The sequence below is a fragment of the Pseudomonas sp. Pseusp3 genome (assembly GCF_047304225.1).
In the GTDB taxonomy this organism is placed as follows: domain Bacteria; phylum Pseudomonadota; class Gammaproteobacteria; order Pseudomonadales; family Pseudomonadaceae; genus Aquipseudomonas; species Aquipseudomonas fluorescens_CD.
Genome location: NZ_JBGLYV010000070.1, coordinates 1 through 21101, shown reverse-complemented (window position 1 = coordinate 21101; position 21101 = coordinate 1). Strand labels below are relative to the sequence as shown.

The 21101-nt window shown below is 61.3% G+C and carries 17 protein-coding genes and 1 pseudogene; 9 read left to right on the top strand and 9 right to left on the bottom strand.

Going from position 1 to position 21101, the window contains the following annotated elements:
- Positions 1-74 precede the first annotated feature (74 nt).
- The 9 genes from ACCD00_RS21485 to edd all read right to left on the bottom strand — a co-directional run bounded on the left by ACCD00_RS21485 (position 75) and on the right by edd (position 11215).
- Positions 75-1235 carry an ABC transporter ATP-binding protein gene (locus tag ACCD00_RS21485; protein ID WP_413427428.1) on the bottom strand — a complete coding sequence of 387 codons (1161 nt, stop codon included), beginning with the start codon at positions 1233-1235 and terminating at the stop codon, positions 75-77.
- Positions 1236-1239: 4 nt separating this feature from the next.
- Entirely contained in the window at positions 1240-2085 is an 846-nt protein-coding gene (locus ACCD00_RS21480) for a carbohydrate ABC transporter permease (RefSeq protein ID WP_413427427.1), read from the bottom strand.
- Positions 2078-2986 (bottom strand): carbohydrate ABC transporter permease, encoded by a 909-nt coding sequence (locus tag ACCD00_RS21475; RefSeq protein WP_413427426.1) that lies wholly within the window; start codon positions 2984-2986, stop codon positions 2078-2080. Before ACCD00_RS21475 ends, ACCD00_RS21480 begins: the two co-directional genes overlap by 8 nt.
- A gap of 157 nt (positions 2987-3143) precedes the next feature.
- Positions 3144-4442 carry an ABC transporter substrate-binding protein gene (locus ACCD00_RS21470; RefSeq protein WP_413427425.1) on the bottom strand — a complete coding sequence of 433 codons (1299 nt, stop codon included), beginning with the start codon at positions 4440-4442 and terminating at the stop codon, positions 3144-3146.
- A 117-nt stretch (positions 4443-4559) separates the two neighbouring features.
- A complete protein-coding gene (locus tag ACCD00_RS21465) occupies positions 4560-5819 on the bottom strand; it encodes an AGE family epimerase/isomerase (RefSeq protein WP_413427424.1) in 1260 nt (419 codons plus the stop codon).
- A 236-nt stretch (positions 5820-6055) separates the two neighbouring features.
- Positions 6056-7483: an ATP-binding protein gene (locus tag ACCD00_RS21460; RefSeq protein WP_413427436.1), complete on the bottom strand. Its 1428-nt coding sequence runs from the start codon at positions 7481-7483 to the stop codon at positions 6056-6058.
- Between the two features lie 31 nt (positions 7484-7514).
- The gene (locus tag ACCD00_RS21455) at positions 7515-8246 is read right to left on the bottom strand and encodes a response regulator (RefSeq protein WP_007996002.1); all 732 of its coding nucleotides are present in this window, start codon (positions 8244-8246) and stop codon (positions 7515-7517) included.
- Between the two features lie 186 nt (positions 8247-8432).
- Positions 8433-9392: a glucokinase gene (locus ACCD00_RS21450; RefSeq protein ID WP_413427423.1), complete on the bottom strand. Its 960-nt coding sequence runs from the start codon at positions 9390-9392 to the stop codon at positions 8433-8435.
- Positions 9389-11215, bottom strand: a complete 1827-nt coding sequence (gene edd, locus ACCD00_RS21445) for a phosphogluconate dehydratase (RefSeq protein WP_413427422.1) — start codon at positions 11213-11215, stop codon at positions 9389-9391. Before edd ends, ACCD00_RS21450 begins: the two co-directional genes overlap by 4 nt.
- Positions 11216-11435: 220 nt before the next feature.
- Between edd and gap the strand changes: the two genes are divergently transcribed.
- The 9 genes and pseudogenes from gap to ACCD00_RS21400 all read left to right on the top strand — a co-directional run bounded on the left by gap (position 11436) and on the right by ACCD00_RS21400 (position 21005).
- Positions 11436-12437 (top strand): type I glyceraldehyde-3-phosphate dehydrogenase, encoded by a 1002-nt coding sequence (gene gap / locus ACCD00_RS21440; RefSeq protein ID WP_413427421.1) that lies wholly within the window; start codon positions 11436-11438, stop codon positions 12435-12437.
- 150 nt (positions 12438-12587) lie between these two features.
- Positions 12588-13052 carry a methylglyoxal synthase gene (locus ACCD00_RS21435; protein WP_057398999.1) on the top strand — a complete coding sequence of 155 codons (465 nt, stop codon included), beginning with the start codon at positions 12588-12590 and terminating at the stop codon, positions 13050-13052.
- Positions 13053-13129: 77 nt separating this feature from the next.
- Positions 13130-13657: an RNA polymerase sigma factor gene (locus ACCD00_RS21430; RefSeq protein WP_413427420.1), complete on the top strand. Its 528-nt coding sequence runs from the start codon at positions 13130-13132 to the stop codon at positions 13655-13657.
- An 86-nt stretch (positions 13658-13743) separates the two neighbouring features.
- The gene (locus ACCD00_RS21425; RefSeq protein ID WP_413427419.1) at positions 13744-14709 is read left to right on the top strand and encodes a FecR family protein; all 966 of its coding nucleotides are present in this window, start codon (positions 13744-13746) and stop codon (positions 14707-14709) included.
- A gap of 122 nt (positions 14710-14831) precedes the next feature.
- Complete coding sequence (locus ACCD00_RS21420) at positions 14832-17399, top strand: TonB-dependent receptor (RefSeq protein ID WP_413427418.1); 2568 nt, start codon at positions 14832-14834, stop codon at positions 17397-17399.
- Between the two features lie 113 nt (positions 17400-17512).
- Complete coding sequence (locus tag ACCD00_RS21415) at positions 17513-18115, top strand: biliverdin-producing heme oxygenase (RefSeq protein ID WP_413427417.1); 603 nt, start codon at positions 17513-17515, stop codon at positions 18113-18115.
- Positions 18116-18276: 161 nt separating this feature from the next.
- Positions 18277-18666: a YbaN family protein gene (locus ACCD00_RS21410; RefSeq protein WP_413427416.1), complete on the top strand. Its 390-nt coding sequence runs from the start codon at positions 18277-18279 to the stop codon at positions 18664-18666.
- 200 nt (positions 18667-18866) lie between these two features.
- Positions 18867-20099 (top strand): annotated as a pseudogene (locus ACCD00_RS21405) (chemotaxis protein); the annotation flags it as partial.
- 150 nt (positions 20100-20249) lie between these two features.
- The gene (locus ACCD00_RS21400) at positions 20250-21005 is read left to right on the top strand and encodes a methyl-accepting chemotaxis protein (protein WP_413427435.1); all 756 of its coding nucleotides are present in this window, start codon (positions 20250-20252) and stop codon (positions 21003-21005) included.
- The last annotated feature ends 96 nt before the right edge of the window (positions 21006-21101 follow it).

Sequence of the window (21101 nt, the reverse complement as noted above, 5' to 3'; positions counted from 1 at the left end):
GCGATGGTGTATCAGCTACATCGGTGTCAACTGACACTCCATCGCGAGCAAGCTCGCTCCTACAGCCGTGATCTTCAGCGGCCTTTGAATTGCGCTACGTTGTCAGCGTGAGTCTCGGCTTTCGGCACGCCGGCAACCCCCAGCCGCTCCCCGCTCTTGGCATCGAACAGCAGCACTTTCGCCGGGTCGAACTGCAGGTTCAGCGTCTCGCCAACCGCCGGCGCCACGTCTGGCGCCATGCGGCAGCAGACCTTGGTGTCGTTGAGGTTGACGAAGACCAAGGTGTCGGGACCGGTCGGTTCGGTGACCTGGACTTCGGCACGAATGGTCGGCAATCCGTTCGCTTCGCCGTTGGCCAGAACGATCTGCTCAGGGCGCATGCCGAGGATCACTTCGCGATCTTCAAGACCGGCGTCCTGCATGCCCAGCGGCAACTCGCAACGGGCCTGGCCGCTGTCGAGCAGCGCCAGCAGACGACCATCCTTGCGCTGCAAGCGCAGCGGGATGAAGTTCATCGGCGGCGAACCGATGAAGCTCGCCACGAACAGGTTGGCCGGATTGTTGTAGATGTCCTTCGGCGTGCCGAACTGCTGGATGATGCCGTCCTTCATCACCGCAACCTTGTCACCCAGGGTCATGGCCTCGATCTGGTCGTGGGTCACGTAGACCGTGGTGGTCTTCAAGCGCTGGTGCATCAGCTTCATTTCGGTACGCATCTCGACCCGCAGCTTGGCGTCGAGGTTGGACAGCGGTTCGTCGAACAGGTAAATCTTCGGCCGCCGCGCCAGGGCACGGCCCATCGCCACACGCTGTTGCTGACCACCGGAGAGTTGGCCGGGTTTGCGGTTGAGCAGGTGTTCGATTTGCAGCAGCTTGGAAACCCGAGCGACTTCTTCGTCGATTTCCGCAGTCGGCATTTTGCGGATCTTCAGGCCGAAGGCGATGTTGTCGCGCACGCTCATGGTCGGGTACAGCGCGTAGGACTGGAACACCATGGCGATGTCGCGATCCTTGGGGCTCATGCCGCTGATGTCGGCGTCGTCCACCAGGATCGCGCCGCCGCTGATGGTTTCCAGGCCGGCGATGCAGTTCATCAAGGTCGATTTGCCGCAGCCCGAGGGGCCGACCAGGATCAGGAATTCCCCGTCATCGATCTTCAGTTCGATGTTTTTCAGGGTGTCCGGCAAACCGGCGCCGTAGGTCTTGTTGACGTTGCGTAATTCGAGAGTTGCCATGTTTCTACCCCTTGACCGCGCCGGACGTCAGCCCACGCAGGAAATACTTGCCAGCGAATATGTAGACCAGCAGTGTCGGCAGCCCGGCGATCATCGCGGCGGCCATATCAACGTTGTATTCCTTGACCCCGGTGCTGGTGTTGACCAGGTTGTTCAGGGCCACGGTAATTGGCTGGGCATCGCCACTGGCGAAAACCACGCCGAACAGGAAGTCGTTCCAGATCTGGGTGAACTGCCAGATCAGGCAGACCATCACGATCGGGATCGACATCGGCAGCAGGATCTTCCAGAAGATCGTGAAGAAGCCTGCGCCATCGAGCCGCGCGGCCTTGACCAGCGCATCCGGAATGCTCACGTAGTAGTTGCGGAAGAACAGCGTGGTGAACGCCAGGCCGTAGACCACGTGGACCAGCACCAGGCCCGAGGTGGTGTTGGCCAGGCCGAACTTGCCGAGGGTGAACGAAGCCGGCAGCAGCACGGTCTGGAACGGCAGGAAGCAGCCGAACAGCAACAGGCCGAAGAACAACTGCGAGCCACGGAAGCGCCACATCGACAGCACGTAGCCGTTCATGGCCCCGACGAAGGTGGAGATCAGCACCGCAGGCACGGTGATCTTCACCGAGTTCCAGAAGTAGCCGCCGACCACGTCCCAGGCCTTGATCCAGCCGATGCCGTCAATCACGGCCGGCCAGCTCAGCAGGTTGCCGGTGCGGATGTCTTCAGGGGACTTGAAGCTGGTCAGCAGCATCACCACCAGCGGGATCAGGTACACCGCCGCCGCCAGCAACAAGGTGGCGTAGATCGCAATGCGGCTGAAGCTGATGCCTGGTTTTCCGATTTGATTAGTCATGGCGTTTGCCTCGCAGCTCGGAGTACAGGTACGGCACGAGGATGGTCAGCACGGCGCCGAGCATCAGCATGGCGCTGGCCGAACCGATGCCCATCTGGCCACGGCTGAAGGTGAAGGAATACATGAACATTGCCGGCAGGTCGGACGAGTAGCCCGGACCGCCCGCGGTCATCGCCGCGACGAGGTCGAAGCTCTTGATCGCGATGTGCGCGAGGATCATGAAGGCACTGAAGAACACCGGGCGCAGGCTCGGCAAAACGATCTTCAGGTAGATGGTCGGCAGGCTCGCACCATCGACTTGCGCAGCACGGATGATCGACTGATCGACACCGCGCAGGCCGGCGAGGAACATCGCCATGACAAACCCGGAGGCTTGCCACACGGCGGCGATCACCAGGCAGTAGACCACGCGATCCTGATCCACCAGCCAGTCGAGGCGGAAGCCTTCCCAGCCCCAGTCACGCAGCATTTTGTCCAGGCCCAGGCCCGGGTTGAGCAGCCATTTCCACGCCGTACCGGTGACGATCATCGACAGCGCCATCGGGTACAGATAGATGGTGCGGATGAAGCCTTCCTTGCGAATGCGCTGGTCCAGCAGCACGGCGAGGAACACGCCCAGCACCAGGCTGATGCCGATGAACATGCCGCCGAACACCGCGAGGTTCTTGCTCGCGACCCACCAGCGGTCGTTGTCCATCAGACGCATGTATTGCTGCAGGCCGACCCACTTGTAGCTCGGCATGAAGCTGGAGTTGGTGAAGGACAGAATGAACGTCCAGATGATGTAACCGTAGAAGCCAACCAACACGATCAGCATGCTCGGCGCGAGTACCAACTTGGGTAGCCAGCGTTGCAGCGCATCGAACGGTGAGGCTTTGCTGAAAACCGCCACAGAGTTCATCGGGATAATCCAGGTTTAGAGAAATGAATCGACACGCTGATCCCCTGTGGGAGCGGGCTTGCTCGCGAATGCGGTGTGTCAATCGACATCCATGTTGAATGTCAGTCCGTATTCGCGAGCAAGCCCGCTCCCACATTGGGATGGGCTGTGTCCGGAGTTACTGGGCCGCTTTGACAGCCGAGGCCAGTTGGGCGCTGGCCTTGGCCGGGTCAGCGTTCTTGTCGTTCATGAAGTTGGTGACCACGTCGAAGATCGCACCCTGCACGGCCAGGGAGGTGGCCATGTTGTGCGCCATGCTCGGTTGCAGGCCGCCGGTCTTGTCGTCCGCGATGAAGTCCTTCGCCGACTTCTGGGCACACTCGTCGAAGCCGAGCTTGTCCATTTCATTCAGCATGTCGTTACGCACCGGGATCGAACCCTTGTTCATGCTGAAGACTTTCTGGAAGTCGGTACCCAATGCGACCTTGGCCAGGTCTTGCTGGGCAGCGATGTCACCCTTGCGATCAGCCTTGAGCTTGAACACCGCCATCGAGTCGATGTTGTAGGTGAAGGCTTTTTCGGTGCCAGGGAACGCTACGCACTGGTAGTCCTTGCCGGCGATTTTCTTCGCGGCGGTCCACTCGCTTTTCGCCCAGTCGCCCATCATCTGCATGCCGGCCTTGCCATTGATGACGTCGGCGGCGGCGATGTTCCAGTCACGACCGGCGCGGTTCGGGTCCATGTAGCCGGTGATCTTTTTCAGCTCGGCGAACGACTTGGTCATCTCCGGGCCGGACAGGGTTTTCTGGTCCAGGTCGACCAGGGCTTTCTTGTAACCGTCGGCGCCCATGACCGAGAGCACCACGTCTTCAAACACGGTGCTGTCCTGCCAAGGCTGACCGCCGTGGGCAAGCGCGATGAAACCTGCGGCCTTGAGCTTGTCGCCGGCGGCATAGAATTCTTCGAGGGTAGTCGGGGCTTTTTCGATCCCGGCTTTCTTGAACACTTCCGGGTTGATCCACAGCCAGTTGACGCGGTGGATGTTCACCGGCACGGCGACGTAGTCACCTTCGTACTTCACGGTGTCGGAGACTTTCTTCGACAGCAGGCCATCCCAGTTTTCCGACTTGGAAACGTCTTTCAGCGCGTCGGTGCTGAGCAGGCCGGTGCTGCCCCACTCCTGGATGTCCGGGCCTTTGATCTGGGCAACGCCCGGCGGGTTGCCGGCTACGGCGCGACTTTTGAGTACGGTCATGGCCGTGGAGCCGCCACCACCGGCGACTGCGCCGTCCTTCCAGGTGAAGCCGTCTTTTTCGACTTGAGCCTTCAGGACATCGACCGCTGCCTTTTCACCACCGGAAGTCCACCAGTGAACGACTTCAACGGAACCTTTGGATTCGGCAGCGAGGACACTGAGGGGGAGCGCAGACAGGGAAGCGAGAGAAATGACAGTAGCGAGGCGAGAAATCGCATTCATCTAGGAGCACCTTTCTTGTTGTTATGCATGCAAGTCTGTTGCTTGCGCTGCATAAGATTCTAAACAGGGGATATCCCCTCGCAGGTAACGAAGGGATGCGCGAATGTCACCGCATGGTTACATAGAACCGCTCTGGGACAACTGCGCCAGCGCCGTGGCCATGCTTGGCGCCAGCGCCAGGCGCGGAATCAGCACGGCCTGCCAGGCGTGGTAAAGGTCCGGCTTGCCGGGCCAGATATCGGCACTCGGGCGGTTCAGCGGGTCGAGCTCGTGATGCCAGCTGCCGCCTTCGCGGTCGATGAAATGACTGTCACAGAATTCCCAGAACAGTCGGTACCAGTGTTCGTACTGCTCATCACCGGTGCGTTTGAGCAGTGCACTGGCGGCAGCACTGGCTTCGCAATGGGTCCAGTGCAGGCGATGGCGGACCACCGCTTTGTTGTCCCAGTCCAGGGTGTAGACAATCCCCGGCGCACCATCGACGTCCCAGCCATGACGGCAGTTGTGCTCGAAGAGTTTTTGCGCGTCGGTGAGCAGCCAGCCCGGCGTGAGCATCCCCGCTCTCACCCGCGAAGCTTCGAGGTGCAGCAACAGCCGCGCCCACTCGAAACCATGACCCGGGGTGGTGCCGTAGGGGCGGAAGCCGTCGGCTGGATTGTCGCGGTTGTAATCGCGCAGTGGTTGCCAGGCACGGTCGAAATGCTCGATCACCAGGTAATCGTTGGCGGCGGCGTGGCCATGGATCACTCGCTCGACGATACGCTGGGCACGGCTCAGCCAGCGATTGTCATCAGTGACATCGGCCAGGGCGAGGAAGGCCTCGGTGGCGTGCATGTTGCTGTTGGCGCCTCGGTAGGTCTCCTCCTCGCTCCAGTCGCGATTGAAGGATTCGCGCATGGCGCCCTCTTCTTCGCTCCAGAAGTACGTGTCGATGATGTCGACGGCATCATCGAGCAAGGCTTGCGCACCGGGGCGCTGTGCGACTACAGCGGAACTCGCGGCCAGCGCGACGAAGGCATGCAGGTAGGCGTTCTTGCCGGTGTTGCCGTCGCGGTGTTCGGCGGTCGCGAACCAGCCGCCGTGAAGCGCATCACGCAGTGGCCCGCGCAGTGCGGCGACACCGTGATCCACCAGCTCGGCGAACCCCGGCAAACCCTGTATGTGGGCCATGGCAAAGCTGTGGGTCATGCGCGCGGTGTTCATGGTTTGCGCTTTTGCGTCGGCCGCGAGGCAGCCCTTTTCATCGAGATTGCCAAAGCCTTCAGGGAGCCTCGAAGCCTTGGCAAACGCCAGCAGGCGCAAGCCTTCGGCAGCGAGCCATTGCTGATGGGCAGGTGCATTCAGCCAACTGCTGAAGGCAGGTTGGAAGGTGTCCATGACGTACCTTTTTTGTTGTTATGACTGCTGGGCAGCATAAACAACGGACGAAGGCGGGCTTGTAACGAAGGGGGTGGGTTATGTCACCGAGCTGTGACATTTACCTTGAGGGATGTGTTGAATCTTCTAACGCCTTCGCGAGCAAGCCCGCTCCCACACTTGATCGCATTCCATCTGGATGAACTCGGTCAAATGTGGGAGCGGGCTTGCTCGCGAAGAACGATAACGCGGTATCGCTAATCAACGCTCCGGGGTAACTGCAAAGTCACCCTTAACCCACCCTCACGCAAGTTCTGCAAACTCACCTCACCACCATGGCTATGGGCAATGTTGCGGGCAATCCCCAGCCCCAATCCATAGCCCTGCTGCTGCCCGGCCAGGCGGAAGTGCGGTTCGAACACCTGCTCCAGCCGCTGCTCCGGCACGCCCGGCCCTTCATCATCGACATGCAGGATGAACGCGCTGTCATCGTCATCGATGTACAGATGCGCGTTCTGCCCGTACTTCAACGCGTTGTCGATCAGGTTGCCGATGCAACGCTTGAGCGCCAGCGGTTTCCCCGGATACGCCGCCAGCGCCCGCCCCTGCTGGGTCACGCGGCCGTTACCGTTCGGTGCCAGATACGGTTCCACCAGGCAGTCGAGCACATGGTTGAGATCCACCGGCTCGATGTTCTCGTGGATGTCGGTGTCTTTCACGCATTGCAGTGCGCCCTTGACCAGCAGCTCCAGCTCGTCCAGGTCGCGACCGAACTTGGTTTGCAGTGTTTCGTCTTCGAGCAATTCGACCCGCAGTCGCAAGCGGGTAATCGGTGTGCGCAGGTCGTGGGAAATCGCGCTGAACAACTGACTGCGCTCGGTCAGGTAACGGCTGATGCGCTCGCGCATGGTGTTGAAGGCACGGCCGACTTCCACCACTTCGCTGCCACCACCTTCGGCCACCGGCTCGACATCGGCACCCAGCGACAAGTCCCGCGCCGCCCGCGCCAGACGCTTGAGCGGACGACTCTGCCAGTGCACCAGCAGGCCGATGAACAACAGCAAAAAGCCGCTGGTCAGGACGATGAACCACACCTGCTGTGCCGGCAGGCCCTGTTCTTCAAGACTGGTGTAGGGCTCGGGCAACAGCGAGGCGATGTACAGCCATTCGCCCGGTGCCATCTGGATCTGCGTGACCAGCACCGGCGGGTTCACCGGTTCCAGCGTCAGCGCATAGTGCGCCCAGGAACGTGGCAACTCATCGAGCTTCAGGCCGCCATTGAAGATGCGCAGGTCTTCCGGGCTGACGAAGGTCACCGAGATGTCCGCGTCCTGGCCGAGGGACTGGCGCAGCACCTCGTCCACCGCTTTGAGCACCGCCTCTTTGCGCGGGGTGATGGGCAGCACTTCCATGCCCAGTGGCTTGTCGTTGAGCGTCACCACGAACCGGGTGCCACCCATGCTGCGCAACTGATCGAGCACCAGGGGCCGAAACGCCACCGGCAACGAACGGAAATAACTGACACTGGCCGTCATCGAATGAGCCAGGCTGCGGGCACTGGTGACCAGGCCCTCGAGCTGCGTGGCGCGCAGTTGCGACACCCAGATCACGCTCGACAATGTCTGGGCGAACAACACGGCCAGCAAGGTCAACAGCAGCATCCGCCCGAGCAACGAACGCGGCATCGGTACCTTGGCCGCGAGCTTGCGAAACAGCTTAGTGGCCATTGCTGGCAACCACATTGGCTGCCAATTGGTAGCCACTGCCGCGCACGGTGCGGATCAGCCGTGGTGGTTTTTCGGTGTCGCGCAGACGCTGGCGCAAGCGACTGACCGCCATGTCGACGATGCGATCGAGGGGCATCAGGTCGCGGCCACGGGTGGCGTTGCCGATGGTGTCGCGATCGAGGATTTCCTGCGGGTGATCGAGGAACAGTTTCAGCAGTGCGAAGTCGGCGCCCGAAAGGATCACCTCTTCGCCATCGATGTGAAACAACCGATGGCTGACCATGTCCAGACGCCAGTCATCGAAGGCCAGCACCTCGCCACCGTTACGTTCCTGACCGAACTGCGCGCGGCGCAGCAAGGCCTTGATCCGTGCCTGCAATTCCCGTGGGCTGAACGGCTTGCCCAGATAATCGTCGGCGCCCAGCTCCAGGCCGATGACGCGGTCGGCCTCGTCGGAACTGGCGGTGAGCATGATGATCGGCACCTGCGCCTGGCGTGGATGCTGGCGAATCCAGCGGCACAGGCTGAAGCCGTCTTCGTCGGGCAGCATCACATCAAGGATCACCAGATCACTCGGCGCCTCGTTCAACGCCTGGCGAAAACCGGCGCCGTCGGGCGTGGTACGCACCTGGAAACCGGCGCGGGTCAGGTAGGTGTCCAGCAACTCGCGTATCTCTTGATCGTCATCGACCAACAAAATCGACTTGTTGACTGAGCTCACGGGAAGGCGTCCTTGTTGTTGGAATTGGGCGGATTATGCCTTAAGCACTCAACTTACAAACACCACAGAAAAAATGTAGGAGCGAGCCTGCTCGCGATGGACTTGAAGGCACCGCGTGCATTCAGAAAGCACGCGTTATCGTTGACGTCCATCGCGAGCAAGCTCGCTCCTACAGGTAATCGGGTTTCAAGCCGGGATGGATTGCTCCAGCGCCACTCCGGCACCCATCAAACCGGAATACGGCGCCGTCACCAGCCACACCGGAATCCCTTTGAAGTAGTCGCTCATGCAACCCTTGTCGGCGAAGCACCGGGCGAAACCGCTCTGGAGGAAGAAGTCGGCAAAGCGTGGAATCACCCCGCCAACGATGTACACACCAGCGCGTCCACCAGTGGTCAGCACGTTGTTGCCGGCCACGCGACCAAGCCAGCAGCAGAACTGTTCAAGCACTTCCACGGCAATCGGGTCGCCCGCCAGTCCGGCAGCGGTGATGGCTTCCGGGGTGTCGAGCACCGGCGTGTGCCCGTCCACCGCGCAGATCGCCCGGTAGACGCGCGGCAAGCCGCCGCCGCTCAATGCGGTTTCAGCGCTGACGTGGCCGATCTCGTTGAAGATGTGCTGCCAGAGTCGGGTTTCACGCGGGCTGCTCAATGGCAGGTCGACGTGACCGCCCTCCCCCGGCAACGCGGCGAACCGGCCCTCGCCCAAATCGAGCAAGGTGCCGACGCCCAGGCCGGTGCCCGGGCCAATCACCACCGCCGGGCGCAGCGGCTCCGGCGTGCCCTCGCAGACCACACGGAATTCACCGGGCTGCAAACGGGTCATGCCCAGGGCCATGGCCGAGAAGTCGTTGACCAGCAACAGTTGCTCGACCTGCAAGGTCTGGCAAAAGCCCTTGCGGCTCAGGCGCCAGTGATTGTTGGTGAATTTGAATTCGTCGCCGCTGACGGGACCGGCCACCGACAGACACACTGAACCGATCGCCCCCGGTGCCAGCCCCAGGCCATCCAGGTAGAGGCTGATGGCCTCTTCAGGGCTGGGGAAATCTGCCGTTGCCAGCACCTGGACCGATTCCAGTTGCTGGTTTTTCCACAACGCGAAACGTGCGTTGGTCCCACCGATGTCACCGACCAAAGCCAGTTTCAATTAAGCGTCTCCAGGGCAGAAGTGAAGGCGCTGGCGCCCTGCTCCGCCGAGCTGAAGGCCATGCGCATGAAACCAAACAGTTCGCGACCGGTGCCGATGTTGTTGCCCAACAGGCCCTTGGCCGGCGTGCGCGCTGCGAATTCTTCGGCGTCCACCTTAAGCTCCAGGGTGCCTTTGACGCCATCGACGCGGATGATATCGCCCTCTTGCACCCGCGCCAAAGCGCCACCTACATAGGCTTCGGGGCTGACATGAATGGCCGCCGGAATTTTCCCCGACGCGCCGGACATGCGTCCGTCGGTCACCAGCGCCACCTTGAAGCCGCGATCCTGCAACACGCCCAGGAACGGTGTCATCTTGTGCAGCTCCGGCATGCCGTTGGAGCGCGGGCCCTGGAAGCGCATTACCGCGACAAAATCCTTCTCCAGCAAACCGGCCTTGAATGCATCGGCCAGGTCCTGCTGATCCTGGAACACCATGGCTGGCGCTTCGACAATCTGGTTTTCCACGGCAACGGCAGAAACTTTCATCACACCGCGACCCAGGTTGCCTTCCATCACCCGCAGGCCACCTTCCGGCGAAAATGCGCGGGCAACCGGGCGCAGGATGCTTTCATCGAGGCTGTCGGTCACGCCTTCGCGCCACACCAGCTGGCCGTTGTCGAGGAACGGCTCCTGGGTGTAGCGGCTCAGGCCGTGGCCCATCACGGTATTGACGTTTTCGTGGAGCAACCCGGCTTCCAGCAGTTCACGGATCAGGAACGACATGCCGCCCGCGGCCTGGAAGTGGTTGATGTCGGCTTTGCCGTTCGGGTAGACGTGGCTCAGGGTCGGCACGACTTCGGAGAGGTCGGCCATGTCCTGCCAGGTCAATTGAATGCCCGCCGCCATGGCGATGGCCGGCATGTGCAAGGTGTGGTTGGTCGAGCCGCCCGTGGCGTGCAGCGCCACGATGGAGTTGACCAGCGAACGCTCGTCGACGATTTCGCCGATCGGCATGAAGTCGCCGTTCTGTTTGGTCAGGCGCGTGACCTGGTGCGCGGCTTCGCGGGTCAAGGCATCGCGCAACGGTGTGTTCGGGTTGACGAAGGACGCGCCCGGCAGGTGCAGGCCCATGACTTCCATCAGCAACTGGTTGGTGTTGGCGGTGCCGTAGAAGGTGCAGGTGCCAGGGCTGTGGTAGGACTTCATTTCCGATTCCAGCAGCTCTTCGCGGGTGGCCTTGCCTTCGGCGTACTTCTGGCGCACATCGGCTTTCTGCTTGTTGGAAATGCCCGACACCATCGGCCCGCCCGGCACGAAGATCATCGGCAGATGGCCGAAGCGCAGCGCGCCCATCATCAGGCCCGGCACGATCTTGTCGCAGATGCCGAGCAGCAGCGCGCCGTCGAACATGTTGTGGGACAACGCCACGGCAGTGGACAACGCGATCACTTCGCGACTCGGCAGGCTCAGTTCCATGCCCGGCTCGCCCTGGGTCACGCCATCGCACATGGCCGGCGTGCCACCGGCGAACTGACCGACGGAGCCGATCTCGCGCAGGGCCTTTTTGATCATCTCCGGAAAGACTTCGTACGGCTGGTGCGCCGAGAGCATGTCGTTATATGACGAAACTATCGCGATGTTCGCGGAGTTCATCATCCGCAGGCTGTTCTTGTCTTCGCTGCCGCAACCGGCCACGCCATGGGCGAAGTTGGCGCATTGCAGCTTGCCGCGCATCGGACCGTCGCTGGCCGCACCGCGGATCAATGCAAGGTAAGCCTCACGCGTGGCGCGGCTGCGGGCGATAAGCCGTTCGGTGACCTCAAGGACGCGGGGATGCATGTGTAGAACTCCAGGCTAACGGATGTGGCGACCTGATTGTCTATGCTGATCAAAGGCCGGTGTCGATGGGATGACGGACGGTTTAATTGACCATTCGGACCAGTTGATTCAGGTCACTCGTTGTAGATTGAACAAAATATTGCCATTAAAAAGGCTTGTTTTCTATTTTTTTGCGAATAATCTTGTAATTCCAACAACAAAACGACGGTAGCGCCGCAATATGACTCTTCGAATCGCAATCAATGGTTTTGGCCGCATCGGCCGTAACGTCCTGCGTGCACTCTATACCCAGGGCTATCGTCAGGATCTGCAGATTGTCGCCATCAACGATTTGGGCGACAGCGCGATCAATGCTCATCTACTCAAGTACGACACCGTTCACGGCACATTCGATGCCGATGTCCAGCACGACCAGGAGAGCCTGACGGTCAACGGCGACCGCATTTCGGTCAGCGCCATCCGCAACCCGGCCGACCTGCCCTGGGCCGCGGAAAAGATTGATGTGGTGTTCGAATGCACCGGTCTGTTCACCGACCGGGCCAAAGCCGCCGCGCATATTACGGCGGGTGCGCGCAAAGTCATTATCTCTGCACCGGCCAAAGGCGCCGACGCCACAGTCGTCTACGGGGTGAACCACGATATTCTGCGCCAGTCGCACCAGATCATTTCCAACGCGTCGTGTACCACCAACTGCCTGGCCCCAGTGGCCCAGGTGCTGCATCGCGAACTGGGCATCGAAAATGGCTTGATGACCACCATTCACGCCTACACCAACGACCAGCACCTGACCGACGTCTATCACGTCGATCCGTACCGCGCCCGTTCGGCCACCCAGAACATGATCCCGAGCAAGACCGGTGCCGCCGAAGCCGTCGGCCTGGTGCTGCCGGAACTGGCGGGCAAATTGACCGGCATGTCGGTGCGCGTACCGGTGATCAACGTGTCGCTGGTGGACCTGACGGTGCAGCTCAAGCGCGAAGCGTCGGCCGATGAGGTCAATGCGCTGATGAAAGAAGCCAGCCAGCACTCGAAGATCCTTGGCTACAACACCCTGCCGCTGGTCTCCAGCGACTTCAACCACAACCCGCTGTCGTCGATCTTCGACGCCAACCACACCAAATCCAGCGGCAAGTTGCTCAAGGTATTGGCGTGGTATGACAACGAGTGGGGCTTCTCCAACCGCATGCTCGATAACTGCCTGGCGCTGTGCAACGCCGAGTAAGCAGCACGCCCCTCCCTTCTTGTAGGAGCGAGCTTGCTCGCGATGGATGTAAGGGCCCCGCGTTCATTCAGGCAACCCTTGTCATCGTTAACGACCATCGCGAGCAAGCTCGCTCCTACAGGGTACGTGTCATTACTGGAGCAACCACCGATGATCGGCATCAGCTTTACGCAAAAGACCCTGGCGGCGCGCAAGCGTATCGCCCTGGTCGCCCATGACCATTGCAAGGTGTTCTTGCTGGACTGGGCCGAACGGCAAAAGGACAAGCTGGCCCAACATGATCTGGTCGCCACCGGCACCACGGGGTTGCTGTTGCAACAACGCCTCGACCTGCCGGTGCAAAGCATGATCAGCGGACCACTGGGTGGCGACCAACAGCTCGGTGCGCAAATCGCCGAGCAGCGGGTCGATATGCTGGTGTTTTTCTGGGACCCGTTCGAACCCCAGCCCCACGACCCGGATATCAAGGCGTTGCTGCGGGTCGCGGCAGTGTGGAACATCCCGGTGGCCTGCAACGAATGCAGCGCCGACTACCTGCTCAGCAGCCCGCTGATGGATCAGGCGCACACTCATCGAATACCCGATTACGCGAGCTATTTGCAGGGTCGTGCCTAAACCTTGATAAATCAGTACTTGACCATTCGAGCGGATGATAAGCATTATCATTAACTCGAAATGGATCAGGTTCTCCCGTGAGTCAGTCGCGCTTCAACCACGTTTTCCTCACCCAGCGCACCTCCCTGCTGCGCACGCTGGAGCGGATGGTCAACAATCACAGCACCGCTGAAGACCTCCTCCAGGAAACCTACCTGCGGGTGACCCGCGCCTTGAGCGAACGGGCCATCGATCATCTTGAGCCCTTTGTCTTCCAGACGGCGCGCAACCTGGCGCTGGACCATTTGCGCGCGCGGCGCATCCATTCGCGCACCATGGTCGACGACGTGCCGCAGGAGGTGATGCACAGCGTCGCCGCCCCCGCCAGCAGCGCCGAAGACGCCGCCCATGCCGAACAATTGCTGGAGCGCCTGAACGTGAGCCTCAGTGAACTCAGCGACCGCCAACAGCGGATTTTCATCCTCAGCCGCCTGCACGGGCACAGCTACCAGGAAATCGCCGACGAGCTGAACGTGTCCCTCAGTACCGTGCAGAAAGAACTCAAGTTGATCATGTCGATCTGCATCGGTGTTGCAGAACGCAATGACAGCAGCGGCAAGCCATAAGCGGTAAGACAAACTCCGAACCGAGCTTGCAGCTTCTCGCTTGTAGCTTGAAACTGCTCTTCACAAGCCCCTGCCGAGGACACACCGTGACGGACAACCACCGCTCCCCTGAGCCTTCGCCGGCGCAGGATCCCGCAAGCGCGATGGACCAGGCCCTGGACTGGTTGATCGTGCTCGGCAGTCCCGACGAGGAGCAGACCCGCCAATTCCAGGCATGGCTTGAGGCCGATCCGTTGAATGCCCAGGCGTTCACCAAGGCCCAGGCGATCTGGGACGGTCCGCAAGTGGCGCAATGCGCGCAAAGCCTGGCCGCGCGGCCCGCGAAAGTCACCGTTCTCGCCCGCTTGCGTCCGCACTGGAGACCACTGGCCACTGCTGCGGTGCTGCTACTCGGCCTGTGCAATTTCAGCAACTTGCCGATGCGCCTGCAGGCCGATCACCTGACCGTGGTCGGCGAGCGCCAGCGCCTGCAACTGGAGGATGGCTCCAGGGTCTTGCTCAATACCAATTCGGCCTTCTCAAGCACCATCAACGACCAGCAACGTGTTGCCCGCCTGTATCAGGGCGAAGCGTTTTTCGAAGTGCAGGCCAGTCGCGGCCAACCACTGGAAATCGACGCCGGCCCGGTCACGGCCAGCGTTCGCGATACCGCGTTTGCCGTGCGCTACCTCGACGGTGTGGCGCAAGTGCGGGTGCAACGCGGGGATGTCGACTTGCGAGCCACCCGTGACGATGCGCGGGTGCGCCTGTCCGCCGGGGAAAGCATTCGCATCGGCCCCAACGGCTTCGACCGCCCTGCCAGGCTGGATGCCGCCACCGACCTGGCGTGGGTCCAGGGGCGACTGGTGTTTGAAAACTGCCCGTTGAACCAGGTGCTGGCAGAACTTCGCCGCTACTACCCGGGCTGGATCATCAACAACAACGAACAACTGGCCGATGTCGCCGTGACCGGCAACTATCGCCTCGATCAGCCCCTGGACGTGGTTCGCTCCTTGGCCCACATCACCTCGGCCCGCCTCCAGGAATTCCCGGCGCTGGTCATATTGAACTGAATGAGAATTATTTTTACTCGATAGCCGAATCCCGTACGTCTCGTTATAGCCAATGCAATTGATTCGCATCTCACCATGCCGATCAGCACCTATAAAGATTCGTGCGACACGGAGCGCTATCGATGTCCCTTCGCCTTACCCGCCCTGCCTCTTCACCCTCCCGCGTGCTGTCGCTGCTGACCGCTGCCATCCTGATGGCCGGTGCCGCACCGCTCATGGCAGCCACCGCCACCGAGCAGCCGGCTCGCAAAATGGGCGACTACCCGTTCGCCATTCCCCAGCAATCCCTGGTGTCGGCACTCAATGCCTTTACCGCCGTGACGGGCTGGCAGGTCGGCGTGTCGTCGGAGCTGGCGCAAGGTGTGGCCTCGCCTGGCGTCCGTGGTTCGCTGTCGCCGGAGAAAGCCCTGGATCGGCTGTTGGTGGGGACCAACCTGAGCTATCGCAAACTGGGCAGCAACAGCATCGTCCTGGAAAAGCGCAGCGCCAGCAGTACGCTCAACCTGCAACAGGTGACCATCAGCGCCACCCGAAACGAACAGGATGTGAACAGCGTGCCGAGCACGGTCTCTGTCTACACCCGCGAAGACCTGGACCGTAACAACGTCAATACCATCAAGGAACTGGTGCGTTACGAACCCGGTGTTTCGGTCGGCGGCGCAGGCCAACGCGCAGGCATCACGGGCTACAACATTCGCGGCATCGATGGCGACCGCGTGCTGACCCAGATCGATGGCGTGCAGGTGCCCGACGGTTTCTTCAACGGCCCGTATGCCCAGACCAACCGCAACTATGTCGACCCGGAAATCGTCAAGCGAGTGGAAATCCTCCGGGGCCCGGCCTCTGTCTTGTACGGCAGCAATGCCATTGGCGGTGCGGTCAGCTATTACACGCTGGACCCGGACGACATCATCAAACCGGGCAAGGATGTCGGCGCACGCCTGAAAACCGGCTACAACTCCGCCGACGACAGCTGGCTGACTTCCGGCACCGTCGCCGGCCGAACCGGTGAGTTCGATGGCCTGTTGCATCTCAGTCAGCGCAACGGTCATGAAACCGACTCCTTTGGAGAAACCGGCGGCACTGGCCTGAATCGCACTGAAGCCAACCCCGAGGATGCGCGCACCACCAACGTGCTGGCCAAACTGGGCTGGGATTACGCCGACGACGCACGTTTGGGCCTGACCTACGAGCATTACAAGAACGACCGCGATACCAACCAATTGAGCGCCGTGGGCGGTCCGTTCAATGCCGGACGCGGTTTCGGCTACTACAAGTCCCGTACCGGCAACGACACGATCACCCGCGAACGCTTTGGCCTGGAACACAGCTTCGGTCTGGACAGCGCCCTGGCCGACAACATCAAGTGGACACTGAACTACCAGATTGCCAAGACCGACCAGAGCACCGAGGAAATCTACGCGCCACCGTCAAGGACCGTGCTGCGTAACCGCGATACCACCTACAAGGACCGCCAATGGGTATTCGATGCCCAGGCTGACAAGTCGTTTGCCATCGCCGACACCGACCACCTCGTCACCTATGGCACCACCATCAAGCAGGACAAAATCACCGGCCTGCGTACCGGTACCGGCACCTGCCTGACCGTGGCCGGATCCTGCCGGGTCATCGGCGCCCCTAGCGCCACCGACACACTGACACCCGCCAGTGATTTCCCGGACCCGACCGTCAACAGCTACAGCCTGTTCGCCCAGGATCTGATCAGCTGGGGCAACTGGACCTTTGTGCCAGGTGCTCGCTACGACTACACCGAGCTCAAGCCGCACATCACCGAAGAGTTCCTGGCCACCGCTGACCAAAGCGGCAACGGCGTGGTGAGCGACGAGACCAAGACCTGGCATCGTCTGTCGCCAAAATTCGGTACCACCTACAGCTTCAACGACCACTACACCTGGTACGGCCAATATGCCGAAGGCTTCCGTACCCCGACCGCCAAGGCCTTGTATGGTCGTTTCGAAAACCTCGCCGGCGGCTATCGGGTCGCGCCTAACCCGGACCTCGAACCGGAAAAGAGCAAAAGCTACGAGACAGGTTTGCGCGGCAACTTCGAGCAGGGCTCGTTTGACGTGGCCGTGTTCTACAACAAATACCGCGACTTCATTGACGAGAACGCCATCACTCCGGGCTACACCGAGACCACCTTCCAAAGCAACAACATCAAACACGCCACCATCAAGGGCGCCGAGGTCAAGGGACGCCTGAACCTCGACGCTTTCGGCGCGCCGCAAGGCCTCTACACCCGGGGCTCGGTGGCTTATGCCTACGGTCGCAACGACGACTCGGGCGAACCGCTCAACAGCGTCAACCCGCTGACCGGCGTATTCGGCCTCGGTTACGACCAGGACACCTACGGTGGCTTGCTCAGCTGGACGCTGGTGAAGAAGAAGGACCGCGTCGACAGCACCACCTTCAAGACCCCGGACGGCACCAGCACCCAGTTCAAGACCCCGGGTTTCGGCATTCTGGACCTGAGCGCGTTCTACAAGGTGACCGACGACGTGACCGTCAGTGGCGGCGTCTACAACCTGACCGACAAGAAATACTGGCTGTGGGATGACGTGCGCGGCTTTGACAGCGTCGGCGAAGCCTCGGTTACCCAGCCGGCCAACCTCGACCGCCTGACCCAGCCGGGTCGCAACTTTGCGGTCAACCTGATCTGGGATATCTGATCCGGCATCCCGTCGGGCGGTTGATTGAAACCGTCCGGCGAGGATTTTTTACTGTCAGGCGCTTGCTTGTTCGTCTCGTTACCAAGCGCCTCTTTTTCCCCCAAGGAATTGCCATGACTACCCAAGACACCGAGCAACGCGCCAGCCTGCGTTCCCAGCGCTTGAACCAGATCACCAACGAGCCGCACAGCAAGCTCGATGCCCTGGTCAAGGCCCACTCCCCGTTTGAAACCCAAGCCAGTTTCGCCCGCTTCGTGGTGGCGCAGTACCTGTTCCAGTCGGAACTGGTGTCGCTGTACAACGATGCCGAACTGACCGCCATCGTCCCGGACCTGCCGGCCCGCTGCCGCGCCGATGCGGCCAGGGCAGACCTGGCGGATCTGGACACCGACGTGCCGGCACCCGTCGCCGGTGCCCTGAAGAACCCGACCAGAGCCGAAGCCCTGGGCTGGCTCTTCGTCTCCGAAGGCTCGAAGCTCGGCGCAGCCTTCCTGATCAAGCGTGCCGTGGGCCTTGGGCTGAGCGAGACCTTCGGCGCCCGCCACCTCGGCGAACCGGCCGGCGGCCGCGCTGAAGGCTGGAAGAGCTTCGTCAAAACCCTGGATGGCCTGGCATTCGGCGCCCGGGAAGAAGCCGAAGTGGAAAAAGGCGCCATCAACGCCTTCAACCGTTTTACGGTGTTGCTGGAGCAGGCTTACGCTACCGAAGCCGCCTGACCCAACGCGTTCCCCTTGTGGGAGCGGGCTTGCTCGCGAAAGCGGTGTGTCAGTCAACGTTGATGTTGAGGCTGATGACCTCTTCGCGAGCAAGCCCGCTCCCACAAGGGACGAAGCAAATCCGTAAGATTTCGATCAGCCTCACATGTTGCCTTGAGCCCATGCCTGCCTCCTCCAGACTCTCCCGCCTCCTCTTCGGCCTGCTGGCCTATGTCAGCCTGGGTATCGGCCTGATCGCCATCGTCATTCCCGGTCTGCCCACCACCGAGTTCATCCTGCTGGCCGCCTGGGCCGCGACCCGCAGTTCGCCGCGCCTGAGTGCCTGGCTGGAAAACCACCGGCTGTTCGGCCCCATCCTCCATAACTGGCGCAATGGCAAGATCATCGCGCGCCGGGCAAAAGTCAGCGCCACTGTCAGCATGCTGGTATGTGCCGGCCTGATGCTGGCGATGCTCGATCACGGCTGGCCGGTCTACCTGGCGATTGCCGGGATGGGGCTGGGCAATCTGTGGATCTGGTCACGGCCGGAATCGGTGCCAGAACCCTCCTGAACAATTCCGCGATTTTTCCTCGTTTTAAAGCGATTTTCGGCACATTTTTCTGCGCAAACGTTCAACCACTACCGCTCGTCGGGTTGCCCCTCATGTAACCTCTTCGCCACGCCGATGTGCATTGATCGGCGCTAAACGGACTTAGCGAGTGAGCCGCAACGGCCCACAGCCAACACTTCATCCATTCGCGAGTTCGCCTTATGTTCGACTCAGTGTCCATCCGCCTGAAAATCGTCCTGCTGTCCGGTCTGTGCCTGCTGGGTGTAGTCGCATTGATAGTGGGCATGAACATTTACCAGACCAATCAGAACGATGACCTGGTCAATGATTCCAGCAGCAGAATGCTCACCGCCAGTGTGCAGGACCTGCTACAGGCCAAGGCCGCCGAGCAAGCGGTGCGGGTGCAGAAGACATTCGGTGAAACCCTGACGGTGGTCACGGCCCTCGCGGACCAGATCAAGGACATGCGCAACCTGGCCGCCAAGCGCTCGCTGGAGCCCGGCGCCTTGCGTGAAGAGTTGAACCAGAGCCTGAAATCCGCCTTCGAGCGCAACAGCAAAGTGCTGGGCATCTGGCTGGCGTTCGAACCCGACGGCCTGGACGGCAAGGACAGCGAGTTCGTCGGCGACGCCGCCCGTCAATCCAACGAGACCGGGCGTTTCGCCACGTACTGGAGCCGCGCCGGGGGTGAGTCGCTGAACACGATCATGGTCGAAGAGGACATGACCAAGACCACCCTGAACCTCAGCGGCACACCGTACAACGTCTGGTACACCTGCCCGCGGGACAGCAAGCGCACCTGCCTGCTCGACCCGTACGCCGATACTGTCGGCGGCAAGGAAGTGTTGATGACCACCATTTCCGTTCCGCTGCTGGTGGATGGCAAGTCCATCGGCGTAGTCGGCGTCGACATCGCCCTCGACGCCCTGCAAGCGGCGGCGGTCGATTCCCAACGCGAGCTGTTCAACAGCGCCGGGCACATGCTGATCGTCTCCGGCACTGGCGTGATGGCGGCCTTTAGCGTCGATGCAACAAAAGTCGGCAAAAGCATCGGCGATACCCTGGGTGCAGATGGCAAGGACATCCTGCAATTGCTCGGCAGCGGTGCACCGAAGATTCTCCAGCAAGGTGACCTGATCCGTGCGGTGTACCCGGTCAGCCCGATTGCCGATGCCAAGGCCTGGGCCGTGGTGATCGACCTGCCCAGACAAGTGCTGCTGGCCGACTCGGTGAAACTCCAGGCAGTGCTTGACGATGCCCAGCAAAGCGGCACGATCAAGGCCTTGTCGGTGGCGGTGATCGCAGGTGTGCTCGGTCTGCTGCTGATGTGGCTCACCGCTTCCGGCGTCACTCGGCCGATCAACAGCGTGGCGCAGATGCTCAAGGCGATTGCCAGCGGCGACGGCGACCTGACTCAGCGTCTGCACTACAGCAAGCAGGACGAACTCGGCGAACTGGTGAGCTGGTTCAACCGCTTCCTCGACAAGCTGCAACCGACCATCGCGCAGATCAAGCAAAGCATCACCGACGCCCGCGGCACGGCCGATCAGTCGTCGGAGATTGCCCGCCAGACCAGCGAAGGCATGCAGGTGCAGTTCCGCGAAATCGACCAGGTCGCCACGGCGTCCAACGAGATGAGCGCCACCGCCCACGATGTCGCCAACAGCGCCTCGAACGCGGCCAATGCCGCCAAGGGCGCCGACCAGTCGGCCCGCGACGGCATGTCGATCATCGAGCGCAGCACCCGCGATATCAATCAGTTGGCCGAAGAAGTCAGCAAGGCCGTGACCGAAGTCGAAGCCCTCGCGGTCAACAGCGAACAGATCGGTTCCGTGCTGGAGGTGATTCGCAGCATCGCCGAACAAACCAACCTGCTGGCCCTCAATGCGGCGATTGAAGCCGCCCGCGCCGGCGAGAGCGGTCGCGGCTTTGCGGTAGTGGCCGATGAAGTGCGCAACCTGGCCAAGCGTACCCAGGATTCGGTGGAAGAAATTCGCCTGGTGATCGAACGCATCCAGTCCGGCACCCGCGGCGTGGTCGCCACCATGCATTCAAGCCAGACCCAGGCCCACAGCAATGCCGGGCAGATCCAGCAGGCGGTCCAGGCCTTGAGCAAGATCAGCGACGCGGTCACCGTGATCAGCGACATGAACCTGCAAATCGCCAGCGCTGCCGAGCAGCAAAGCGCCGTGGCCGAAGAGGTCAACCGCAACGTCTCGGCGATCCGCACCGTCACCGAAACCCTGACCGGCCAGGCCACCGAATCGGCGCAGATCAGCAGCCAGCTCAACACCCTGACCACCCACCAGATGAAGTTGATGGATCAGTTCCGGGTGTAAGCAGCAATGCAGTCAAATGTGGGAGCGGGGGGTGGGGCGCAAGCCGGGGGAAAAGGAACAAAAAAAATTGAATGTGGGTGTTTGTTGGGGAGCAAC